At 60.8% G+C, this 20,920-nt stretch carries 17 protein-coding genes; 15 read left to right on the top strand and 2 right to left on the bottom strand.

All coding sequences use genetic code 11. From position 1 onward, the window contains the following. Positions 1-7: 7 nt before the first annotated feature. Positions 8-1,300 carry a D-amino acid dehydrogenase gene (locus VSR72_RS05215; RefSeq protein ID WP_342951346.1) on the bottom strand — a complete coding sequence of 431 codons (1,293 nt, stop codon included), beginning with the start codon at positions 1,298-1,300 and terminating at the stop codon, positions 8-10. A gap of 356 nt (positions 1,301-1,656) precedes the next feature. On the opposite strand from VSR72_RS05215, the gene VSR72_RS05210 reads away from it, so the two are divergent. From VSR72_RS05210 to VSR72_RS05175, 8 genes are all read left to right on the top strand, one after another. Then, positions 1,657-2,769, top strand: a complete 1,113-nt coding sequence (locus VSR72_RS05210) for an alkene reductase (protein ID WP_342951345.1) — start codon at positions 1,657-1,659, stop codon at positions 2,767-2,769. Positions 2,770-3,437: 668 nt separating this feature from the next. Further along, positions 3,438-3,893, top strand: coding sequence for a ribonuclease (locus VSR72_RS05205; RefSeq protein WP_342951344.1), 456 nt, complete (start codon positions 3,438-3,440; stop codon positions 3,891-3,893). A gap of 376 nt (positions 3,894-4,269) precedes the next feature. Next, a complete protein-coding gene (locus VSR72_RS05200; RefSeq protein WP_342951343.1) occupies positions 4,270-4,986 on the top strand; it encodes a transposase in 717 nt (238 codons plus the stop codon). A 248-nt stretch (positions 4,987-5,234) separates the two neighbouring features. Beyond that, positions 5,235-5,771: a DUF488 domain-containing protein gene (locus VSR72_RS05195; RefSeq protein WP_342951342.1), complete on the top strand. Its 537-nt coding sequence runs from the start codon at positions 5,235-5,237 to the stop codon at positions 5,769-5,771. A gap of 297 nt (positions 5,772-6,068) precedes the next feature. Further along, on the top strand, positions 6,069-7,970 hold the full coding sequence (locus VSR72_RS05190) for a hypothetical protein (RefSeq protein ID WP_342951341.1): 1,902 nt from the start codon (positions 6,069-6,071) through the stop codon (positions 7,968-7,970). Between the two features lie 355 nt (positions 7,971-8,325). Next, on the top strand, positions 8,326-9,405 hold the full coding sequence (locus tag VSR72_RS05185) for a hypothetical protein (RefSeq protein ID WP_342951340.1): 1,080 nt from the start codon (positions 8,326-8,328) through the stop codon (positions 9,403-9,405). Between the two features lie 197 nt (positions 9,406-9,602). Further along, positions 9,603-9,872 carry a DUF4148 domain-containing protein gene (locus VSR72_RS05180; protein WP_342951339.1) on the top strand — a complete coding sequence of 90 codons (270 nt, stop codon included), beginning with the start codon at positions 9,603-9,605 and terminating at the stop codon, positions 9,870-9,872. Positions 9,873-10,162: 290 nt separating this feature from the next. Further along, a complete protein-coding gene (locus tag VSR72_RS05175) occupies positions 10,163-11,317 on the top strand; it encodes a porin (RefSeq protein WP_342951338.1) in 1,155 nt (384 codons plus the stop codon). A gap of 98 nt (positions 11,318-11,415) precedes the next feature. On the opposite strand, the gene VSR72_RS05170 is transcribed toward VSR72_RS05175, so the two are convergent. Next, complete coding sequence (locus VSR72_RS05170) at positions 11,416-12,432, bottom strand: ABC transporter substrate-binding protein (RefSeq protein WP_342951337.1); 1,017 nt, start codon at positions 12,430-12,432, stop codon at positions 11,416-11,418. A gap of 197 nt (positions 12,433-12,629) precedes the next feature. Between VSR72_RS05170 and VSR72_RS05165 the strand changes: the two genes are divergently transcribed. The 7 genes from VSR72_RS05165 (at position 12,630) to VSR72_RS05135 (ending at position 20,911) form a co-directional block, all read left to right on the top strand. Next, positions 12,630-13,580 carry a LysR substrate-binding domain-containing protein gene (locus VSR72_RS05165; RefSeq protein ID WP_342951336.1) on the top strand — a complete coding sequence of 317 codons (951 nt, stop codon included), beginning with the start codon at positions 12,630-12,632 and terminating at the stop codon, positions 13,578-13,580. 258 nt (positions 13,581-13,838) lie between these two features. Continuing rightward, entirely contained in the window at positions 13,839-14,879 is a 1,041-nt protein-coding gene (locus VSR72_RS05160) for a hypothetical protein (RefSeq protein WP_342951335.1), read from the top strand. Positions 14,880-14,951: 72 nt separating this feature from the next. Further along, positions 14,952-15,806, top strand: coding sequence for an amidohydrolase family protein (locus VSR72_RS05155; RefSeq protein ID WP_342951334.1), 855 nt, complete (start codon positions 14,952-14,954; stop codon positions 15,804-15,806). Positions 15,807-15,865: 59 nt separating this feature from the next. Next, positions 15,866-17,872, top strand: coding sequence for a tripartite tricarboxylate transporter permease (locus tag VSR72_RS05150; protein WP_342951333.1), 2,007 nt, complete (start codon positions 15,866-15,868; stop codon positions 17,870-17,872). A gap of 188 nt (positions 17,873-18,060) precedes the next feature. Further along, entirely contained in the window at positions 18,061-18,591 is a 531-nt protein-coding gene (locus VSR72_RS05145) for a carboxymuconolactone decarboxylase (protein WP_342951332.1), read from the top strand. A 31-nt stretch (positions 18,592-18,622) separates the two neighbouring features. Continuing rightward, positions 18,623-19,639, top strand: a complete 1,017-nt coding sequence (locus VSR72_RS05140) for a LysR substrate-binding domain-containing protein (protein WP_342951331.1) — start codon at positions 18,623-18,625, stop codon at positions 19,637-19,639. Between the two features lie 300 nt (positions 19,640-19,939). Further along, a complete protein-coding gene (locus VSR72_RS05135; protein WP_342951330.1) occupies positions 19,940-20,911 on the top strand; it encodes an ABC transporter substrate-binding protein in 972 nt (323 codons plus the stop codon). Positions 20,912-20,920 lie beyond the last annotated feature (9 nt).

Below are 20,920 nucleotides of genomic sequence, written 5' to 3'. Positions count from 1 at the left end.
CGACTAATTAGTCCAGCGCGAAATCCGCCGGCGCCTCCGGTTCCCTCGCGTAGCGGAACACGTTGAGGTCGTCGTGCTGGATCGCGGGCTTCTTGCCTGAAATCAGATCGGCGAGAAGCTGTGCCGAGCCGCAGGACATCGTCCAGCCCAGCGTGCCATGGCCCGTGTTCAGGAAAAGGTTGGTCACGGCGGTGCGGCCGACAATGGGCGTACCGTCCGGAGTCATCGGCCGCAGCCCGGTCCAGAACGTCGCCTTCGATGTGTCGCCGCCGCCCGGGAACAGGTCGTTCACACACATTTCGAGCGTCTCGCGCCGAGCCTCGCGCAGACGCTTGTCAAATCCGACAATTTCAGCCATGCCGCCCACGCGAATGCGTTTGTCGAAACGCGTGATGGCGATCTTGTACGTCTCGTCAAGGACAGTCGAGACCGGCGCGCGCGCTTCGTCCACGATAGGCACCGTGATGGAATATCCCTTGAGCGGGTAGACCGGAATTTTGACCAGGCCCGACAGGAAGCTCGTCGAATAAGAGCCAAACGCGACAACGAACGCATCGGCATGGATGAGCTTGGTCCCATGATGCACGCCCGCGACTTTGCAGTCTTCTATGACGAGGGCATCGACTGTCGTGTTGTAGCGGAACGTCACGCCTGCTTGCGCAGCGAGGGCGGCAAGCCGGGTTGTGAACAATTGGCAGTCGCCAGTCTCATCGCCGGGCAAGCGAAGACCGCCGGCTAATTTATGCGAGGTCGCGGCGAGCGCGGGCTCGACGCGCGAGAGTTCGCTTGCGGTCAACAGCTCGTATGCAACATGCGCCTCTTTGAGTACGGCGATGTCCTTTGCTGCGCCGTCGAACTGCTGCTGCGTCCGGAAAACCTGCAGCGTGCCGCCGGTTCTTCCTTCGTACTGGATACCCGTTTCAGCGCGCAGCGCCTTCAGACAATCGCGGCTGTATTCCGCGAGTCGCACCATCCGGTTCTTGTTGATCGCGTAGCGCTCTGCGGTGCAGTTCTGCAGCATCTGCCACATCCACTGGAGCTGGAACTGCTTGTCCGCGTCATCGGGGCGAATGGCGAGCGGAGCGTGCTTCTGGAACATCCACTTAACGGCTTTGAGCGGAACGCCGGGTGCAGCCCACGGCGCTGCGTACCCCGGCGAGATTTGCCCGGCGTTCGCGAAGCTCGTCTCGAGCGCGGGACCTTGCTCGCGGTCGATGACCGTGACTTCATGGCCGGCGCGCGCCAGATAGAACGCACTCGTCACGCCGACGACACCGCTACCCAGGACCAGGACTCGCATATTCGTCGTCTCCATAGCCAGGAGGCCGTAAGTCGTTGATCAACGCCGCCGGTATTGGATCGGCCAGTCGATGAATGAATGCTAGCGACATGTGGGCCGTTTTCAATGCCAATTGGAGCGTGGTATCACGAAAGTTTTCAAACCTGTTTCCGGGCTCGATAGCGCGCAATAGAAAGCGGATTGTTTACGAAACGCGAGAACAGTATTGAAAGTAATCGGGACAAATTAATCTATGTGTGCATATACACTGCATTCCATCGATGTCGCGGTGAAGCAAGCCAGCTATCCGGTCTCTCCGCTGTTACGTCGCACCGCCCGTAATCGACTCGCTTTCCAAACTTTCTCTCAGGTGAATCATGTCCAAGCTCTTTTCTGAAGTCAAAGTCGGTCCTTACACGTTCTCGCACCGGGTCGTTCTGGCACCGCTCACCCGTATGCGTGCCGAAAGTGGCGCAATTCCTGGCCCGCTCATGGCGGAGTATTACGCGCAGCGTGCGTCGGCTGGCGGCTTCCTGATTGGCGAGGCCACCATCGCTGCGCCGAATGGCAACGGCTATCTGGGGGCGCCTGGTTTATACGACGATAGTCAGATTGCTGGCTGGAAGCGCGTGACCGATGCCGTTCATGCGAAGGGCGCGAAGATCTTTCTTCAGCTTTACCACGCTGGCCGCCAGTCGAACTCGGAACTGCAACCCGATGGTGGGCGCCCCGTTGGTCCCTCCGAACTGCCTCACGGCGGCGTCGCATACACGGACGCCGGCTGGGTCCCGAATACGCCGAACCGCGCGCTGGAGACTCATGAAATTGCGGGCATCGTCGAAAGCTTCCGCGCGGCGGCGGCACGCGGCGTCGCCGCGGGCTTCGACGGCGTGGAACTGCATGCCGCAAACGGCTATCTGTTTGACCAGTTCCTGCAGGACGGCAGCAACAAGCGCACGGACATCTACGGGGGTTCGTTCGAAAACCGCGCCCGCCTGTTGATGGAGGCCACACGTGCCGTGATTTCGGTGTGGGGAAGCGACAAGGTTGCCGTGCGCCTTGGGCCGAGCGGGTCGTTTGGCGATATGTCGGATAGCGACCCCGTCCGGCTGTTCACGTATGTTGCACAAGAACTCGCGAAGTTGAATCTCGCGTACCTGCACCTCATCGAGCCCCGCATTCTCGGCAATGTCGAAAACGAGAACGTCGGCCCCGATCCGATTGCCGCGCAGCTCATTCGCAAGCACTATGCGGGCACGATCATCGCGGCAGGAGGCTTCGACGGTGAAAAGGCCGAAGCGATCCTGCAGGCCGGCGATGCAGATCTGGTTGCATTCGGTCGCCATTTCATTGCGAATCCCGATCTTCCGGAGCGGCTGCGTCGAAACCTGACGCTCAACCCGTACGACCGCCCGACGTTCTTTGGCGGCACACACATCGGTTATACGGACTACCCGTCCTATCAGTCGGAGGCGCAAGCGGTGGCCTGAGCCGCGAGCGGTCTCGGGAGGGGGCGCCCCAATTGCGTGAACTGGGCGTCATATCGGGCTCGTCTCGGGCAATTGGTTCCCCCCGTCTACGTCTACACTGACTTTCATGGAGCGAGTCGTTGGCTCCGTCCCAGGATTCCCCTCCTGCGGTCGAGTTGGACCATACCGTGTACCAGTTGCAGAACAGTAGGCCGGCAGCAGCAGTCGTATCTGGCAGAGCGTATCGATTCTAGTCGAAGCACCACGCTGTTTAATCAATGAGGAGTGCAGGGCAACGCGCAGTTGAAGTGCAAAGCAACACGCAGTTGAAGTGCAGAGCAACACGCTGTTGAAGCACCGCATCAACCAGGTATTAAGTGATTGCAAGTCCAGGCCGCTTACATCGAAACGGGTGTAAGCGGCCGCCGTTCGTCCAGCGCGCGATCGACCTGATGTCCGCGCGTTAGGGTCTTCACCGGCGCCTCATGCCGCCTCGCTGTCCGCTCACCCATTCAAATGTCATGCCGCGACGGCGGGGGCGAGTTTCGCCGTCGAAAACGGCACGCCGGCCTGCTTGTCGTGTCTCGAGTGCCAATTTCTGGCCGAACATTGCTTCGCTCCGCCATTAGCGATACCTTTACATCTGTCCTGGTCGTCGAGTTCCTGGTCAACGAGGGGAGAACCGTTTCGTGAATAGGGCGTGGGCTTTCACCTGCATCGTCGCCTTGAGCGCGATCCTCGGCGGATGCGGCAAGCAGGGTACGCCCACCGCCACGCAAGCATCGGGCGCATCCGCGAGCGAGGCGCCGGCTCAGCCGGCACAGAGCGCGAGCGGAGCTTCCGCGGCATCGGGCACGCTGGTGACCGTCACGAAGACACAACTGCCGGCGGAAGCGGCCGAGACACTGCGGTTGATCAAATCGGGCGGCCCCTTCCCTTTTGCAGACGACGGCGTATTGTTCCGTAACACTGCACTTTTGCTGCCAAAGCATCCGCGCGGCTACTATCACACATACACGGTTCGCACTCCTGGTGCGACGGATCGCGGGCTGCGCCGGATCGTATGCGGTGGACCGCGCAAGCAGACCGGCGACTGCTATTACACCGACGACTACTACGTCAGTTTCAAGCGCATTGCAGAGTAAGGACGGATGCATCGACCACTTTGGACGACGCGCCGGTCATTTCTCCCTCCATCTGGCGCCAATTTTCGGATCCGGATTCCCGATATCATTCGGACACCTACGGATTGAATTCGAGAGCCACGTGATGCGAGCCATCGACCGCTCCAGTCGGGCAGCGACGGAGAGCAGGGGCGTGCCGCCGCTATTCAGCGGTGGCGTAAAAGAGACGCTGCTTGCGATCGGCAAATCAGCGAAGTGAGGCCAGAAAACAGGCCTGTTCGTCATGAAGCCGTGCGCCCGTGACCCATAGAATTTTGGCGTAGGCACACATTACGGACCGTCACGCGTCCGATACTGTCGGACCGCTTTCCCACATCGGATTTCCGGTTAATTCAGCATGACACGGCTCGCACGGCACTACGTCCCAGAACAACCGCAGCACGTTATCTTGCAGGGGCTCATGGGGCCCGCATTTCTCGACGAAGGAGACTACCTATACTTCCTCGCCTGCCTGGCAGACGCCGCGCGCGTTGCCGATCTGGCAGTCCACGCTTGGGTGCTCATGCCCGACGCGATACAGTTCCTCGTCACGCCTTCATACGAGTCGAGCGTGGCCATGGCGATGCAGGCTGTTAGCCGTCGCTATGTCGAAACATTCAACCGCCGCCACGGACGCCGCGGTACGGTATGGCGTGGCGGATACCACGCAACGGTGATCGAACCCGAGCGGTATTTCCTGCTCGCGAGCCAGATCATCGATCATGCGCCTGTGCGCAACCACCTTGTGGCCGAGCCGGGAAACTATCCGTGGTCGAGCTACACGCACCACATCGGGCTGCGTGTCGATCGCTTCATCAAGGACCATCCACTCTATCGGGCGCTCGGCAATACGCCTTTCGAACGCCACCAGTCGTACCGCGATCTGGGTGCGCAGCCTCCTGATGAACACGAAATTGAAAACCTGATGCAGTCGACGCTCAAGGGCTGGGTGCTCGGCAGCCCCGCGTATTGCGAGTGGGCCGCGCAGACGGCCAACCGGCGTTTAACGCCGCTGCTGCTGCGCGACCGGCCGCCCAAGGTTCGCACGGCACCTGTCCTCGCACCGGTGGGCTAACCGGAATCAAGCAAGGGAATCTTGTTTGTCTGAGCCCTGCAAGGCCGGGACAGAGCGCGTCAATCTGCCCGGCCGGTATCGCCGAGTCGCTCGAAGGGAAAACGATTCGGCCGCGGCGATCCGGTTCTCTCCTGGAGGCGCATAATCATTGCCTGGCGTAGGCGTCATTCAAGCCGGCTCGACGATGTAGCAATCCGGATCCTGACGTTTCCGCCCGGCGCACCGATATTGCGTGCAGGACCTGCATCGTGACCTTCCCTTTCTTCACAATTGGCCATTCCGACCGCACGCTCGATGATTTTATTGGGCTATTGAGAGGCGCTGAAATCGGAATGCTGGCCGACGTGAGAAAAATGCCACGGTCGAGAACGAACCCGCAATTCAACGAGGAGACATTGCCCGTTGCGCTTGCGCAATTCGATATCTCCTACGAACACGAAACCGCTCTCGGTGGTTTGCGCGGTAAATCGCGAACCGTATCTGAGGACGTCAATGGCTTCTGGATAAACAGCAGCTTTCATCATTACGCCGACTATGCGCTTTCCGAAGCATTTCACGCGGGCATCGATCATCTGGTCGAACAAGGCCGCGAGAGGTGTTGTGTCGTGATGTGTTCCGAAGCCGGATGGTGGCGGTGTCACCGGCGTATCATCGCCGACTATCTGATCGCGCGCGGTGAAACGGTTTTACACATCATGGGTGGGCAACGTCACGAACCCGCACGGCTAACTGCGGGTGCGATCGTTCGGCCCGATGGGTCCATTGTTTATCCACGGGTCGAATGAGGCGAAAACGTGGATCGCCATCCAGGCGATGTTTCCGGCACGCACCGCCCCCGTACCCAGTATGATTCCTCCGCGCCGGGTTCAGCGCTAGCGAGCGCTCTCCAAACCGGAGAGCCGGCATCCGGGTTCCTCTACGCATCCCCAGCTCCTAAAAAGTGCCAGCGAATCTGAAAATTGTATAGGGACACCACGGCGTCCCGGGCATATCTTTCTGCCAGCGAATCCGATGTCCGGCGATTTGCGGGTTGCTGTGACGCTGATAAGAAAATGGAGACTAGTGTGCGTGCTTCGCTTCAAATGAAAAACAAGATCCTGACGTGCCTCGCCATCGCCGCCGCGACTGCGTGCGTGCCAGGCGCGGATGCCGCGACGGCAACCAAGGGCGACTTGCTGATTTACCGCATCGGCCCGACCACCTCGGAACTCTATGTCGCCAATGCCGACGGCAGCGACGAACACCGGCTGATTCAGTCCAACGGGTTTGACTATCACGGTTCCTTTTCGCCGGACGGCAAATGGATCGTGTTCACCTCGGAGCGCGACGGTCTCGGTCATGCCAGCCTTTATCGCGTGCGCGTGGACGGCACCGGTCTGCAGCGTCTGACCGACTCGATCGGGGTGAGCGACGCCGCTGTCTACAATCCGGCCGATCCGAATGTCATTGCGTTCGTGTCGTCGCGACGTGGCAAGGATAGCTGGGGCACGACGAATATCTGGACGCTCGACATCAAGACGGGCGCGCTGCATAACGTGACCGGCGATATCAAGTTCGACCCGGACAAGCCGCACAGTTTCTTCCGGCCGTCGTGGTCGCCGGATGGCAAGTGGATCGCGCTGTCGTCGGACATCGGCAGCGACTGGCGCGGCCATAACCTGCCGGTCGGCTGGGAGCGAACCCAGGAAACAGGCATCTACGAGATCCATCCGGACGGCACGGGATTCAGGCAGATTACTGCGCGCAACGGCTTTGCAGAAGGCTCGCCGTCGTGGTCGGCGGACGGCAGGCATGTGGCGTTCTATGAAACCCCGGTCGAATCGACCTGGGGCGCGCACCGTCCCGAAGCCATCGGCAAGGTCGATTCGCAGATCGTGCAGGTCGATGTGGCCACGGGCGAGCGCAAGGATCTGACGAACACGGCGGGATTCAAGGTGTTCCCGCAATACGTGGGCACAAGCGACGTCGCTTATCACATCAAAAATGGCGCTCAGGAAGGGCTCTTTACGACGAGCGGTCAGTCGCGCGCGACGGCGGGAAGCGGTATCCGCTCGCCGCATTATTCGGCTGACGGCAAGACGGTCGTCTACGAGAAGGTGGTGTACGCCAAGCCGTTCCACCCGAACGGCACGCCGCTCTACAGTTTCGATCCGCAATGGAACTACCGTTTCGTCGATGTGTTCCCGCAACTCTCGCGCGACGGAAAATCGCTCGTGTACACGGAAAAGGCGGTTGGCTCATCGATCATGGTGGCGAATACCGACTTCACCGATGCCCGCCGTATCTACGATCCGGTTACCAGTGGCCTCGATCCGAAGATGATCACAATGGGGCTGGCGGGTGCGTTTCAGCCGACCTGGTCGCCGGACAAGCAATGGGTGGCCTTCGGCGTGGGCGGGTGGTTCTTCACGCGCGCTCACATGCCGGGCCGCATCATGCGCATCAAGGCCGACGGCAGCATGAATGGCAAGCCGGAGATTCTTACCGACGGCAAGGAGAACGCAGGCTTTCCGAGTTATTCGCCGGACGGCACCCGCATCGTCTACCGCGTGTGGAGCGATACGGACAAGGGCCTGCGAATCCTCGACCTGGAGACGCACAAGACCACGGTGCTGACCACCGAGCCGGACAACCTGCCCGGCTGGTCGCCGGACGGCAAGAGGATCGTGTTTACGCGCAAGGAGGTCAACCCGAATGACCCCAACAAGTTTCACTACGACGTGTACACGATCCACCCGGACGGCTCGGATGTACAGCGCGTGACGCCGCCGGGTTCCAATCAGGCCCACGCGACCTGGACATGGGACGGCCGCATTGCGTACAGCTCAGGCGAGTACGGATTCCGCGACGAGTTATCGCTGTACGACGACACGTTCCAGCCCGATGGCCAGAACTGGGTGATGAATGCGGACGGCAGCGATCGGCATGCAATTACCGACACGCTTTGGGAAGATTCGATGCCGCTTTATATCCCCCGGCTGTAAGTTCACCCCGCAGATTTGAATGACAAAGGCACCGCGCACAGGCGCGGTGCCTTTTTTTATCGTGGCTATCGTGGCGAATCCAAGAAGATTCGAATGGCAGTGCTTACTAATGAAAGAGCGCGAATCAAGGTTCAATGCGGTCGAACTGCACGCGAGTTGTGGATTACCCGAACACATACCCATTCTTATAAAAAAGTGCCAGCGAAAATCACTTTTGTGTAAAGGCATTCACGCGCGTATCGCATACATTCCATTCCACCACGGCGGCCTCTGTCACGTTGAATAACGGAAGTCGCTGCCGGCGGTGCGAAAAATCGAGAGTCGTAAATCGACCGCATCTTGCATATCGATAAATATGGAAGGAGACATGAAAAAATCCACAGCTATGTGCATGCCGCTGTTCGGTGTTGTCCTTGTCGGCTGCTTCGCCGGAGTCGCCCATGCGGCGGATGCATCACCGACTGCAGAGGGCGGGACCCAGGCAGCACAGGTTGCCCAGACGGACAGCAAAGCACCTGACGCACCGCTGAATCCGGCCGCCGCTCCGCTGACGCTGTCCCAGGCGAGCACGGTCACCGCGCCGCTCTCGCCGCCGCCAGGGCTCTACGCCCCGCCGACTTCGTGGAACGACACGTATCTCGGCTATCGCGTGGGCACCGACTTTTACTACCCCGGTGTGCGAACCCAGGCGGGCGCACCGGCGAAGATCACGCAGAACATCGGCTATCTGACGACCACGGGCGGCTTCCGGTTCGGTAGTTACGCGTTCAACGTGGACTACCTGGTCTCCAGCATGGCGAACCCCGAGGCGGGGCCGACCAATGCATATGGCTACCCGACGCCGGGTTCGGGCGGCGCGCAGGAACTCTACAGCGTCGGCCGCGTCAGTTTCAGCGCAAGCAAGATCTTCGGCAAATCGTTTTCCTATGGCTTCATGCGGGACTTCGGCCTGACCATTGGCTATGAATTCGGCACCAAGAACGATGCCTATGCGGAACGGGCTCGCATGGTGGTTGTCGGACCCACCATCGACCTTGCCATACCAAACGGCTTCTGGAACATCACGCTCGGCGTTCGCACCGAGAGCAATCACAATGGCATCGAGAACGTGGAAGTGCATTTCAACCCCGCGGTGCATCTCGAGAGCTCGTGGCTCTATCCCTTCCGTATCGGTCCCGTTCCTTTGGTCTTCAAAGGTTTCGCGAGCGTTACCGGGCCGAAAGGAAAGGATGGTTTCGGAGTCCAGACCACTACGGAGTTCCTGACCCGCGCGTATCTGCTGGCAGACCTCGGATCATTCGCCGGCCATCCGCGCACGGTGTATGCGGGTCTTGGCTACGAGTACTGGCACAACATGTACGGCACGCCGGCATCCGAACAACCGGGCACCACGCAGACGTCCGTCCCGATGTTCGTGGCCGAAGTTCACTTCTGATCGAGCGATCAGGCAAGGGCGGCCATCGGCAACCGTAGTGCCTGTTGTCGATGGCCCCTATAGCGGGCGGGATTTAACGAAACACTCAACATGGCGGCGTTTTTATTCAATGGTCTAAGTATTTACCCTAGTGTCAAATGCTAACTTCGTTGCAGCGGAAAACGCTGCAGCCAACCAAAAGTTAGAAGGGTGTAAATATGAACTTGTCGATCAAAGCTGCTTTCTTCGCCGCCGCTGTGCTGGTTCCCGCGTTCGCGTTTGCCCAGTCGAGCGAGCCGCTCACGCGCGAGCAGGTTCGCGCGCAACTCGTCCAGCTCGAAAAGGCTGGCTACAACCCGCTCGCCGATTGTCCGGGAGAATGCCCTGAGGGCCTGCGTCGTGCCGAGGCGCGCGTCGAGCAACAACAGGCTAATGCGAATGCGGCGTACGGGCCGGCCTTGAATGGCACGGTCCAGTCAGGGAAATGAGCGGGTATCGCACTCCCTGCAATTGAATGACGCACGCCTTCCTGCGACATTGCCATCCTTCTTCGGTCTTCGGGACCCTGCCTGAACGACCACCCGCCCGCGCGCATCGCGAAGATTAACCAATCGCTCAATCGCGAAGCTATTTTTCTCAATGGACCAGTAGCGGCGCGCTGGACAAAATTTCGTTGCGTTACAAAGAAACCTAAAACGGGACACGCACCTGCGCGGTGGCTGATTTCAGCTTGCTGCCAAGGCGAATCATGGCCCAATACAAGGAGACAGCAACGATCATGAAGTACACGACCGCAATCTGCGCTTGCGCTTCGCTGATGTATATCGCGCCAGCATTGGCACAAGATAAAGATGAGGCCGCGCAAGCCACACAATACGTAAGTGGAGGAACCAGTACGGTCACCATGTACGGATTGATCGATCAGGGGATCGAATACGTCAACAATGTCGCGAAGGGTAAAAATTCCACGACCAACGCGTTTCGCATGGGCGACGGCACGGCGACGTCCTTTTTCGGCATTCGGGGCACCGAGGATCTTGGCGGCGGCACGAAGGCTATCTTCGATCTGCAAGGCGGTTTCATGCCGAGCAACGGAACCTCGAGGCAAGGCGGGCGTCTGTTCGGACGGCAATCGTACGTCGGTCTGGACGACGCCACTTACGGTCGTCTAACGTTCGGCCGGCAATACACGATGCGGTTTTTCGCCACCTCGTTCATCAATCCGTTCGGCACCGGCGCACAGGGCCTCACAACACTCGACAATGGCATCGCTAATGCTCGGGCTGATAATTCCGTGAGCTATCGCTATTTCCGTGGTGGCTTCGAAGGTGGCGTGAACTATAGCTTCGGTCGTGACGCCGTCAATGGTGACCCGGCAAGCGTTGCCGCCGCGAACTGCCCGGGGCAGACCACGCCCTCGAACGAATGCCGCGAGTATTCGGCCATGGTCAAATACGACGCACACACCTGGGGCGTGGCCACCTCATACGAGCGCGACTATGGCGGCACTTCTGGCACGTTTGGCGGCCTTACTTCGCCGAAGCTGACGGACAGCCGGTTCACGCTGGGCGGATACTTCAAGATCAAGGATGCCAAGGTTGGGGTGGGCTGGATCCGCCGCGATGACGAGGGCATCAAGACGCCGAAGAGCAACCTGGTCTGGGTGACTGGCACGGTGCCCGTGACACCGTTCTTTTATGTCGACAGTATGGTTGCCGGCATCAAATACGACAATTCGCCCAACAAGGCGCTGGTGCTCGTATTGCGTGGCGAGTACTTGCTGTCCAAGCGCACCTTCCTCTATGTGACGGTTGATCACATCCACAACTATGGCACGCTCGCGGATGCGGCGACCACCATTACGCCGGTTCCCACGCCTCCGGCTGGCGGCTCGCAGGTCTCCGTCATCGCAGGTATCCGGCACACGTTCTGACGCAGGGCGGAACACACGCAGCGCAGTTGGATGAAGTGAACCCCAAAGGCCGGATCGCGATCCGGCCTTTGGGGTTCTTGCCATGGCGACGCGAAGATTCAGCCGTGCAGTTTCGCCGCTGCATTCGCCGCCGACATGTCGGCCACATCGTCGAAAGGCTGCTTCTGCTGCAGGATGCCGAGGCCGACGTACATGTCCTGCAGATAGCCGATATCGTCGCGGGTGAGCGACAAGTCTTTCGAGTACGGCCGCTGCGTTTCGTTGAAAGTCCAGATCGCCTCAGCCGATGCCTGGTCGAACTGCTTCTGCGCGTGCTTGCGCGCTTCGAAGAGGGCGTCGCGCGAGGCCGGCGACATCAGGAATTCGTAGAGCGCGCCATAGGCCGCCATGACGGCGACCATGCCCTCATGTTTGTCGCGGACCGCAGCGTTGGATGCATAGGCGGTCTGGAATACGCATTTGGGCAGCGCTTGCCACATGTTGGCGTCATTGAGAACCACGAGCCCGTCGTGATCGTTCAAATGCGAAATGCTGGAGCAGCACGCGTCGACTTCGCCCTTGACGACGGCCTCATGGCACTCGTCGTTGCTGCCTCTATTCACGAAGTTAACCTGCGACGCGTCGATCCCTTTTTCCTTCATGAGCTGCAGCATCAGCGAATGCAACAAGCCCCGATCCGGGCCGACAGCGACGGTCTTGCCCTTCAGGTCTGCGAGCGTCGCGATACCCGCGGGCCGCGCGAAGACCGTGAGCGCGCATTTCTTCATACCGGCGCCAACGATCTTGACCTTCGCGCCCTGCGCGATTCGCGACAACACGAGGTTGTAGCCGGAAACCATACAGAGGTCTCCGGCGCCGGCTGCGATTGCATTGAAAGGGCCCGTTGCGCCGGGGATTTCGGCGATCAGCGCATTCACGCCGAATTGCCTGAAATAACCGAGTTCGTCCATCAGCGCGTTGAGCGTGGCGTTCTCGAGCCCGGGGTTGCTGACGATCCGGATCTGGGAGGAAGCGCCGCGCGCGATATACGGCGCGGCGAGGCCGGCGGCAGCGACGCTCAGGCCGAGTACGCCGGCGCTGCGCAAGAAGCCGCGCCGGGTGAGGGTTTGCGTCATCAGGTGTCTCCCTGGGCCGGTTGGGCCGGCGGGTCGTTGTAGTGGATTCGACAGTCGCAGCCGGCGCGGCAAAAGAGAGGGAATGCCGTATGCGCAACTACGCGCAGCGTGATCGTGCCTGTGAACCCGACCGCACGGCAATTGAGTAAAATGGCCGCAGGCTTAACCAGATCGTAAAACGGGGAGAGGTACGCGACGTGTCGGCGCTTGACTGGTACTTGCAGATCAACCTGAAGGCACGGCATTTGCACCTTCTCGTAGCAATAGATACCTACCGCAATCTCACACAGGTAGCAGAAGTTACCCATGTGACGGTGCCCGCTGTCTCGAAGGCGCTCGCCGAACTCGAGCGGGGGCTCGGACTCACGCTGTTTTCCCGCACCGCGCAAGGCCTCGTGCCCACGCCCTATGGCGATTGCCTCATTCGTCACGCGCGGGAAATGCTGACCATCCTGAATCAGGCCCGCGACGAGTTAAAGGCCCTGAGTTCCGGGGCTGAGGGCAAGGTTCATATCGGCATGCTGCCGGCCTCGGCCTCCGTGTTGCTGCCGCAGGCGCTGAGCCTGCTCAAGCAGCGCTCCCCAGGCACCAATGTGGTGGTGATAGAGGGCACGACGGCCACGCTGCTGCCCGAACTCTGGCAAGGCAAGCTCGATCTGGTCGTAGGCCGCCTCCCCGCGCCGGATACGCTCGGCAGCTTCGAAGAGAAGGAGCTTCTCGAGGACCCCGTGACGCTGGTGACAGGGCGCCACCATCCGTTGGCGCGCAGGAAAAACCTCAAATGGGAAGACCTGCATCCTTATCCGTGGATATTGCCGCCGCCAGGTTCGATATTGCGGGACCCGCTGGAGCGCGCACTCGAAGTGCATGGCGTGCCGCTCACGAGCAACTACATCGAAACGCTTTCGATTCACGTCGTGCGCGCGCATTTGCAGGTCTCCGATTTCATCGCCGTGATGGCCGACACGCCCGCCAACGACCCCGCCCAACCGCTCCACACGCTGCCGTTGAGCCTGCCGCGGCTGCTGCGCCCGGCAGGGGTGCTGTGGAACCGCAATCGAGGCCTCACGCCCAGCGCCCAACTCATGGTGTCGTGCCTCGACGAGGCCGCGCAACATCTCGCCGCGAAGAGCCACGGCGAGCAGTAAGCGTCCTTCCAGCGATCGTGCCCTCCGCCCGTCAACCGGGCGGGCGCTCGCCACGTCTTAACCCCTCGCAAGCCTTAACCATTTGCTCAAACCTTGGGCAAATTTTCTCAATTCTCCCTGTGTCGGCGGGCTGGCAGAATTTAACTGCGTTCACTCGATAGCTGAACGGAGACGACGCGATTCACGCTACGGGACTGCAATGGTCTCGGGCTTGCCGCAAAGGCGAATCGCGAAACATGACCGGAGACAGGGACGACCATGAAGTTCACGACCGCAATTCGCGCTTGCGCGGCGCTCATTTGTATTGCCGCGATGGCGATTGCCGGACCCGCTTATGGTCAATCGGTCGAAGACTTCTATCACGGCAAGATCCTGACGATCGTCGTCAGCGCCGACGCCGGCACGCCAACGGACATCATTGCGCGCCAGTTCGCGCGCTTCTTCGTGAACTACATTCCAGGCAAGCCCCGCGCGGTGGTGATGAACGTGGTAGGCGCGGGCGGGATGGTTGCGGCCGCATCGCTCCAGACTCGACAGCCGAACGACGGCACCGTGATCGGCTTCCTCCAGCGCAATAACCTCTACATTCCGCTGCTCGATCCGCGGCAGAACCGGTTTGATCCGCGCAAGGTGCGGTGGCTGGGCAGTCTCAACAAAGTCGAGTACTGCATTGTTTCCATGACGCGCTCTGGCGTCACCACGGCGGGCGATCTCACGAAGAAGAAGATGTATATCGGCGCGACGGGCTTCGCGAATGAGGACAGGACGCTGCCCGCGCTGCTCGACGAGTACCTGGGCGCGAAGATGAGCATCGTGCCCGGCTACACGGGGCGCGGCGAAGTGTATCTGGCGATGCAGCGTGGCGAAGTCGACGGCTGGGCCTCGACGATCGACGGGCTGCAGCAGGGCGAGCCGGTGCGCCTGCTCGCCAACGGCAAGATGAAGGTGTTGCTGCATCTGGGCTGGAACAGTCCGGCGCCCTTCGCCAACGTTCCCAACCTGAGCACCTACATCACCAATCCCGACGTGAAGGCGCTGTTCAACCTGTTCCTGCTGCCATTCGATGCGGGCAGGCCGATAGCCGTGCCGCAAGGCGTGCCTGAAGATCGTCTGGCTGCGCTGCGTGCCGCCTTCGCGAAGACGATCGCCGATCCCGAGTTCATTGCCGCGATGAAGCGCTCAGGATACCCAATCGATCCGATCGACGGCAGCGCGGTGGAGCAGATCGTCAGCAAGCTCTATGCAACGCCTGAGCCGCAGATCGAGAGCGCGCGCAAGCTCATTTTCAGTTCGCATTGAATACGCCGGAACAGAGAATGTCATGAACCTGATGCGGGCAAGTGACAGTCATTCACCCAGAGGTTAAATCGTATGACACCCGAAATCATCGACATTCATCCCCATATCATCTCGGCGGATACGGTTCGCTATCCTGTCGCTCCGCAGAACGGCCATCGCTCCAGGTGGTCCGCCACGCGCCCCGTGACGTTCGAGCAACTGGTTGCCGAGATGGATGAAGCCGGCGTTGCGAAAGCGGCGATCGTGCATTCGTCGACGACCTACGGCCACAACAACGCGTATGTCGCCGATAGCGTGGCGAAGGACCCGAAGCGCTTCACGGGCGTCTATTCCTTTGACCTGCTGGCCTCCGATGCCTTGAAGACCTTCGATCACTGGCTGGCCAACGGCATGGGCGGCATCCGGCTCTTCACGGGCGGCGCGACGCATCAAGGCGACGGCAGCTGGCTCGTCAATCCGGCGACCTTTCCGGTCTGGGAGCGCTGTGCCGAACTTGGCATGACCATGGTGGTGCAGACCACGCCGGAGGGGTTGTCGATGGTGGCCGAACTGGCCACGCGTTTCCCCACGGTGAAGATCGCGCTCGATCACTGCGGCAGGCCCGATCTCGAAGACGGCCCTCCCTACGCGCGTTGCGCGGCGCTGTTCGAACTGGCGAAGTACCGCAACGTGTACCTGAAGATCACGCCGAAAACGTTCGATCTCGCGCAGGCTGCGCCGGGTGGCGCAGAAGCATTTTTCGCGCAACTGGTGAAAGTGTTCGGCGCGGACCATCTGGCCTTCGGCTCGAACTATCCCGCCTCCGCAGGGCCGCTGAAGAACCTGATCGAGCAGGGCAACGCATGCTTCGCGGCGCTGAGCGAGGAAGAGCGCGCATGGATATGGGGCCGCACGGCGAAGGTCCTGTACCCGTCGCTCGCCGACTGAACGCGCAACGAGGTCGAAGACTCAGGCGGCTTGTGCCGGCTATTTCATCAGGATGACGCATGGAATTTTTCAACGACGCAACGGTAGTGGCAGCAGGCCATGCGCTGTCTACGCTTCTGCAGTTCAACCGTCTGATCTTTCTCGTTTTCGGCGTCATGGTCGGGCTGGCGATCGGATTGCTGCCGGGCATCGGGGGGCTAACGGGCTTTGCGTTGCTCGTGCCGTTCACCTACACCATGGACCCGTATGCGGCCTTCGCCATGCTGCTCGGCATGGCCTCGGTCATTACGACTTCGGACGTGATTCCGGCCGTGCTCTTCGGCGTGCCGGGCCACGCGGCTTCGCAGGCAACCGTGCTCGACGGGTTGCCCATGACAAAGCGCGGTGAAGCGTCGCGCGCACTCAGCGCGTGCTATATGTCCTCGTTGATGGGCGGCTTGATCGGCGCGATTATCCTGGCCATTTCACTGCCGTTGGTCCGCCCGTTCGTTCTTTCGATCGGCACGCCCGAAATGCTGGGGCTCACGATTTTCGGCGTTTCGATGGTGTCGGCGCTCTCGGGCAATGCGCCGCTTCGGGGTGTAGTCGCCGCGTGCTTCGGCATTCTGGTCGGCATGATCGGCACCAATGTCGAAACCGGGCAAATGCGCTGGACAGGCGACCTGCTTTACCTGCAAGACGGCATTCCGCTGGTGCCGATCATTCTCGGCATTTTCGCGCTGCCCGAGTTGTGCGAACTCGCTATCCGCCGTACAGCAATTGCCGACAATGTGCAGTTCAGTTCGCGCCAAGGCATGCGGCAGGGCGTGAAAGACAGTCTGCGCAACTGGTTCCTCGTTCTGCGTTGCGGCGGGCTAGGCGCGATCCTCGGTGTCGTGCCCGGTATCACGGGTGCGGTGACGGACTGGATCGCTTACGGTCACGCGCTGCAAACCTCGAAGGGTGCAAAGGAATCCTTCACAAAGGGCGACGTGCGAGGCGTGATCGCGCCTGAAGCGGCGAATAACGCACGGGAAGGCGGCAGCCTCGTGCCGATGCTTTCGTTCGGCGTGCCAGGCGGTGCAGCGCAGGCCATCCTGCTCGGCGCGATGATGGTGCACGGGTTCATTCCCGGCCCCGACATGCTGACCAAGCATCTGGACTTCACCTATTCGATGGTGTGGTCCATCGCGCTCGCCAATATCTTCGGCGCGGGCTTGTGCTTCTTGCTCAGCGGGCAATTCGCGAAGATTTCGACGCTGCGCTACACGCTCATCCTGCCGGTCATCATGCCGATCATCTACGTCGGCGCCTTCCAGGGCTCGCGTAGCTGGGGCGATCTTTTCGTTCTGCTGATCGCCGGGGTGATCGGCTGGACCATGAAGCGCCTGCGCTGGGCACGTCCGCCGCTGATCCTGGGCCTCGTGCTCGGTACGTTGATGGAACGCTACATGACGATCTCCTTCGTGCGCTACGGCACGGATTGGGTCACGCGTCCGGTCGTCATGGTGCTGCTCACGCTCGCCGCGCTGGTCTTTTTCAAGCCGCTGTTCAACGCGCTGCGCAGCGGCGGTCTCGCGCGCATGCGGCCGAGTGGAAAGATCGTGTTGAAGCTCGAAGACCTGGTTTATGTGTTCTTCATCGGCATCGGGCTCTACATGCTGGTGACGGCGCAGAGCTGGCTGTTGATGGCGAGAATCGGGCCGACGGTCATTGCGAGCATGCTCGTTATCGCCGGAACGCTCAGTCTTGCGTACAAGGTGTTTGTCATTCCCGCACACGCGGGCGCGGCGAAGGCGGGTGGCGGCATCCACATGGATGTGTCGGGCGACCACGGCGAAAAGCTGTCGAACAAGGTAACGCTGATAAGGGCCGCGCGGTTCTTCGGCTGGTTCGTGGCGTTTCTCGTGTGCATGTCCTTGATCGGCATGATCCCCACGGTGCCGATCATGATCGTGGCGTTCATGCGCGTGGAAGGCGGCGAGTCTTGGAAGCTCAGTCTGATTTTCGCAGCCTGCGTGACGGCGCTCATCTACGGCATCTTCGACCAGATCATCCATATCCCCTGGCCGAGCAGCCTTTTCTAAAGCGGTAATCGGGACGATGCGAGAGAGCGCTGTGCACAAATGCCACTTCCAGTTTCTATGGCGGACGCGCGACAACGAGATTCGATGGACGTGTCGCACATGCGGGGTGCTGCTGATGCGCGGAAGACTCTACGGGCCATTGTGAGCGGCGCGACGCGAATGCATATCGAACATTGAAAGGAAATGGAATGACGAAGAACCGACTCGAACGTATCGATCCGGAGAAGGCCACCGACGATCAGAAGAAAGTGATCGCGCGCCTGGGCGAAGGGCGAGGACGCATCCCCACGCCGTTCAACATCTGGCTGCACAACCCGAATCTGGCTGCAGGCATGGAGATCATCGGCACACACGTCGATCGTTCGCCCGTGCTCAGCGAGGCGGAAACCGAAGTGGCGATTCTGTCGACGGCCGTGTTCTGGAACGCGCCGTACGTGATCGCCAATCATCGCCGCCATGCGCTCAAGGCGGGTGTGCCCGAAGCGGTGGTCGATGCGATCCTGGAGAAGCGCCGGCCGGGTGCAGGCGACGATCGTTTCGGTATCCTCTGCGATGCGGTTTGCGACATCCTGGCGGGCGGCGCCATCGACGACGCGCGGTTCGAGCGCTACGACGCCGGGCTGGGCCGCGCGGCGATTGCGGAACTGCTCGTCACCGTTGGCTATTTCACCTCGATTTCGCTTGGCATGACACTGCACGCGCTCGAGCCCAAAGACTGAACGAGCGGGTGAAACCGCAGAGGTACATAACGTGTCCGCTCTCGACTGGTACCTGCAGATCAACCTGAAGGCGCGGCACCTGCGCCTGCTCGTGACGATCGACACATACCGCAACCTGACCCAGGTGGCCGACGTCACGCACGTGACTGTGCCTGCCGTTTCGAAGTCACTGGCCGAACTCGAACGCGGCCTCGGCCTCACGCTGTTCGCACGAACGGCGCAGGGACTCGTGCCCACGCAGTATGGCGATTGCCTCATTCGCCACGCGCGGGAAATGCTGACCATCCTGAATCAGGCGCGCGACGAGTTGAAGGCGTTGAGTTCGGGAACCGAGGGCAAGATCCATATCGGCATGTTGCCCGCCTCGGCTTCGGTGTTGCTGCCGCAGGCGCTGAGCCTGCTCAAGCAGCGTTCGCCAGGAACCAACGTGATGGTGACGGAAGGCACGACCGCCTTGCTGTTGCCTGAACTCTGGCAAGGCCATCTCGACCTCGTGGTGGGCCGCCTGCCGCCGCCCGATACCCTTGGCAGCTTCGAAGAGAAGGAACTGCTCGAAGAACCCGTGACGCTGATGACGGGCCGCCACCATCCGCTCGCGCGCAGGAAAACGCTGGACTGGTCGGATCTGCGCCCCTTCCCCTGGATATTGCCGCCGCTCGGCTCAATACTGCGCGATCCGCTGGAGCGCGCGCTCGAAGCGCACGACGTGCCGCTGACGAACAACTACATCGAAACGCTCTCGATCCATGTTGCGCGCGCGCATCTGCAGATTTCGGACTTTATTGCGGTGATGGCGGGCACGCCGGGTGGCGACACGGCCCAGCCGCTTCATACGCTTCCGTTAAGCCTTCCGCGTCTGCTGCGGCCGGCGGGCGTGCTGTGGAATCGCAATCGTGGGCTGACGCCGAGCGCGCAACTCATGCTGTCGTGCCTGGAGGAGACGGCTGAACGGCTGAGAACGGGCACTGGCATCGCTGCACGGGCGGTGGCGCAGCCGGCTAAGCCTGGCCGGCTGCCGACTCCCACTGAGCGCGTTGAGCGGCCCTAAAAGCCGTACTTAGCCATTCGCTCAACATAACCGAAGCCTCAAGCCTTGAAGCCGAACCTCGCCACACGCTCGCTTCATCAACGCGATCGAGGCCCCGGCAGCAGCCAGCCACAGCGCTCGGCGGGGGGCTTTACCGAATGGTTAACTCACCCGCAGGTTAATTCAATAGACGGAAAACCAGCGCGGAAAGATCATCTACACAACGAGATCACCTGAACAGCCACGCAACGTCCCCACAGCGGGCATGACACAGCGATCGGAGACAGGTTGAATCGATTGTCCAGGTCCAAGGAGACTACATTGACCAAGAAAGTCCACCTCAAGCTCGCCATCGCCGAGCATCCGCACACCGCTGCCATCCGTGACGGTTCCATTCCCATCGAAGGCGTAGACGCCGAGTTCATCACGGTTCACCCGCAGATCGGCGCATTCCGCCGCATGGTCCGCGATGTCGAATTCGATGTGTGCGAACTCGCGCCGACCACGTACATCATCGCGCGTGCTTACGGCGCGCCTTTCGTTGCGCTGCCGATCTTCGTGGTGCGCCGCTTCCATCACTCGGGCCTGCTGGTGCGTCCCGACGCTGGCATCAAGACGCCCAAGGACCTCGAAGGCAAGAAGGTCGGCGTGCGTGCCTATTCGGTGACGACCGGCGCATGGACACGCCAGGTGCTGATGGACGAATACGGTCTGGATTCGTCGAAGGTCACGTGGGTGGTCGACGACGAAGAGCACGTCACGCAGCTCAAGCTCCCGCCGAACGTGATTCACGCGCCGGCCGGCACGTCGCTCGCCGAGATGATGGCCAAGGGCGAGCTGGTTGCGGGCTTTCACGGCAACGCGGGCATCGGCCGCACCGGCGACCCGAATGGCGGCTGGAAGGAAGTCGAGGCCAACTACCCGGACATGTTCCCGAACGCCGACGAAATCGAAGCCGAGTACTACGCGCGCACCGGCGTCTATCCGATGCACGGCACGATCGTCGTGAAGGATTCGGTGCTGGCCGAGCATCCGTGGGTGGCCAAGTCGATCTACGACGCTTTCGACAAGGCCAAGAAGGACTGGCTCGCGAAGCTCAACGCGGGCGAACTGACCGACAAGAAGAACAAGAAGTACGTAGAACTGCAGAAGATCGTCGGAAACGACCCGCTGCCCTACGGCATTGAAGAAAACCGCAAGACCATCGAAGCCCTCGAGGCGACGGCATTCAAGCAGGGCCTCACGCCGCGCCGCATGAGCATGAGTGAGCTGTTCGTCGATCCCCGCGCTTGAACTGCGTTT

Source organism: Paraburkholderia sp. JHI869, from assembly GCF_038900775.1.
Lineage (GTDB): Bacteria > Pseudomonadota > Gammaproteobacteria > Burkholderiales > Burkholderiaceae > Paraburkholderia.
The sequence above is the reverse complement of the archived record's forward strand: the minus strand, read 5'-3'. Positions and strand labels throughout refer to the sequence as shown.

Excerpts from the sequence above, each read along its gene's own strand:
- VSR72_RS05215 (WP_342951346.1), bottom strand. The coding sequence starts at position 1,300 with ATGCGAGTCCTGGTCCTGGGTAGCGGTGTCGTCGGCGTGACGAGTGCG.
- VSR72_RS05210 (WP_342951345.1), top strand. The coding sequence starts at position 1,657 with ATGTCCAAGCTCTTTTCTGAAGTCAAAGTCGGTCCTTACACGTTCTCG.
- VSR72_RS05200 (WP_342951343.1), top strand. The coding sequence starts at position 4,270 with ATGACACGGCTCGCACGGCACTACGTCCCAGAACAACCGCAGCACGTT.
- VSR72_RS05190 (WP_342951341.1), top strand. The coding sequence starts at position 6,069 with ATGAAAAACAAGATCCTGACGTGCCTCGCCATCGCCGCCGCGACTGCG.
- VSR72_RS05185 (WP_342951340.1), top strand. The coding sequence starts at position 8,326 with ATGGAAGGAGACATGAAAAAATCCACAGCTATGTGCATGCCGCTGTTC.
- VSR72_RS05180 (WP_342951339.1), top strand. The coding sequence starts at position 9,603 with ATGAACTTGTCGATCAAAGCTGCTTTCTTCGCCGCCGCTGTGCTGGTT.
- VSR72_RS05175 (WP_342951338.1), top strand. The coding sequence starts at position 10,163 with ATGAAGTACACGACCGCAATCTGCGCTTGCGCTTCGCTGATGTATATC.
- VSR72_RS05170 (WP_342951337.1), bottom strand. The coding sequence starts at position 12,432 with ATGACGCAAACCCTCACCCGGCGCGGCTTCTTGCGCAGCGCCGGCGTA.
- VSR72_RS05160 (WP_342951335.1), top strand. The coding sequence starts at position 13,839 with ATGAAGTTCACGACCGCAATTCGCGCTTGCGCGGCGCTCATTTGTATT.
- VSR72_RS05155 (WP_342951334.1), top strand. The coding sequence starts at position 14,952 with ATGACACCCGAAATCATCGACATTCATCCCCATATCATCTCGGCGGAT.
- VSR72_RS05150 (WP_342951333.1), top strand. The coding sequence starts at position 15,866 with ATGGAATTTTTCAACGACGCAACGGTAGTGGCAGCAGGCCATGCGCTG.
- VSR72_RS05145 (WP_342951332.1), top strand. The coding sequence starts at position 18,061 with ATGACGAAGAACCGACTCGAACGTATCGATCCGGAGAAGGCCACCGAC.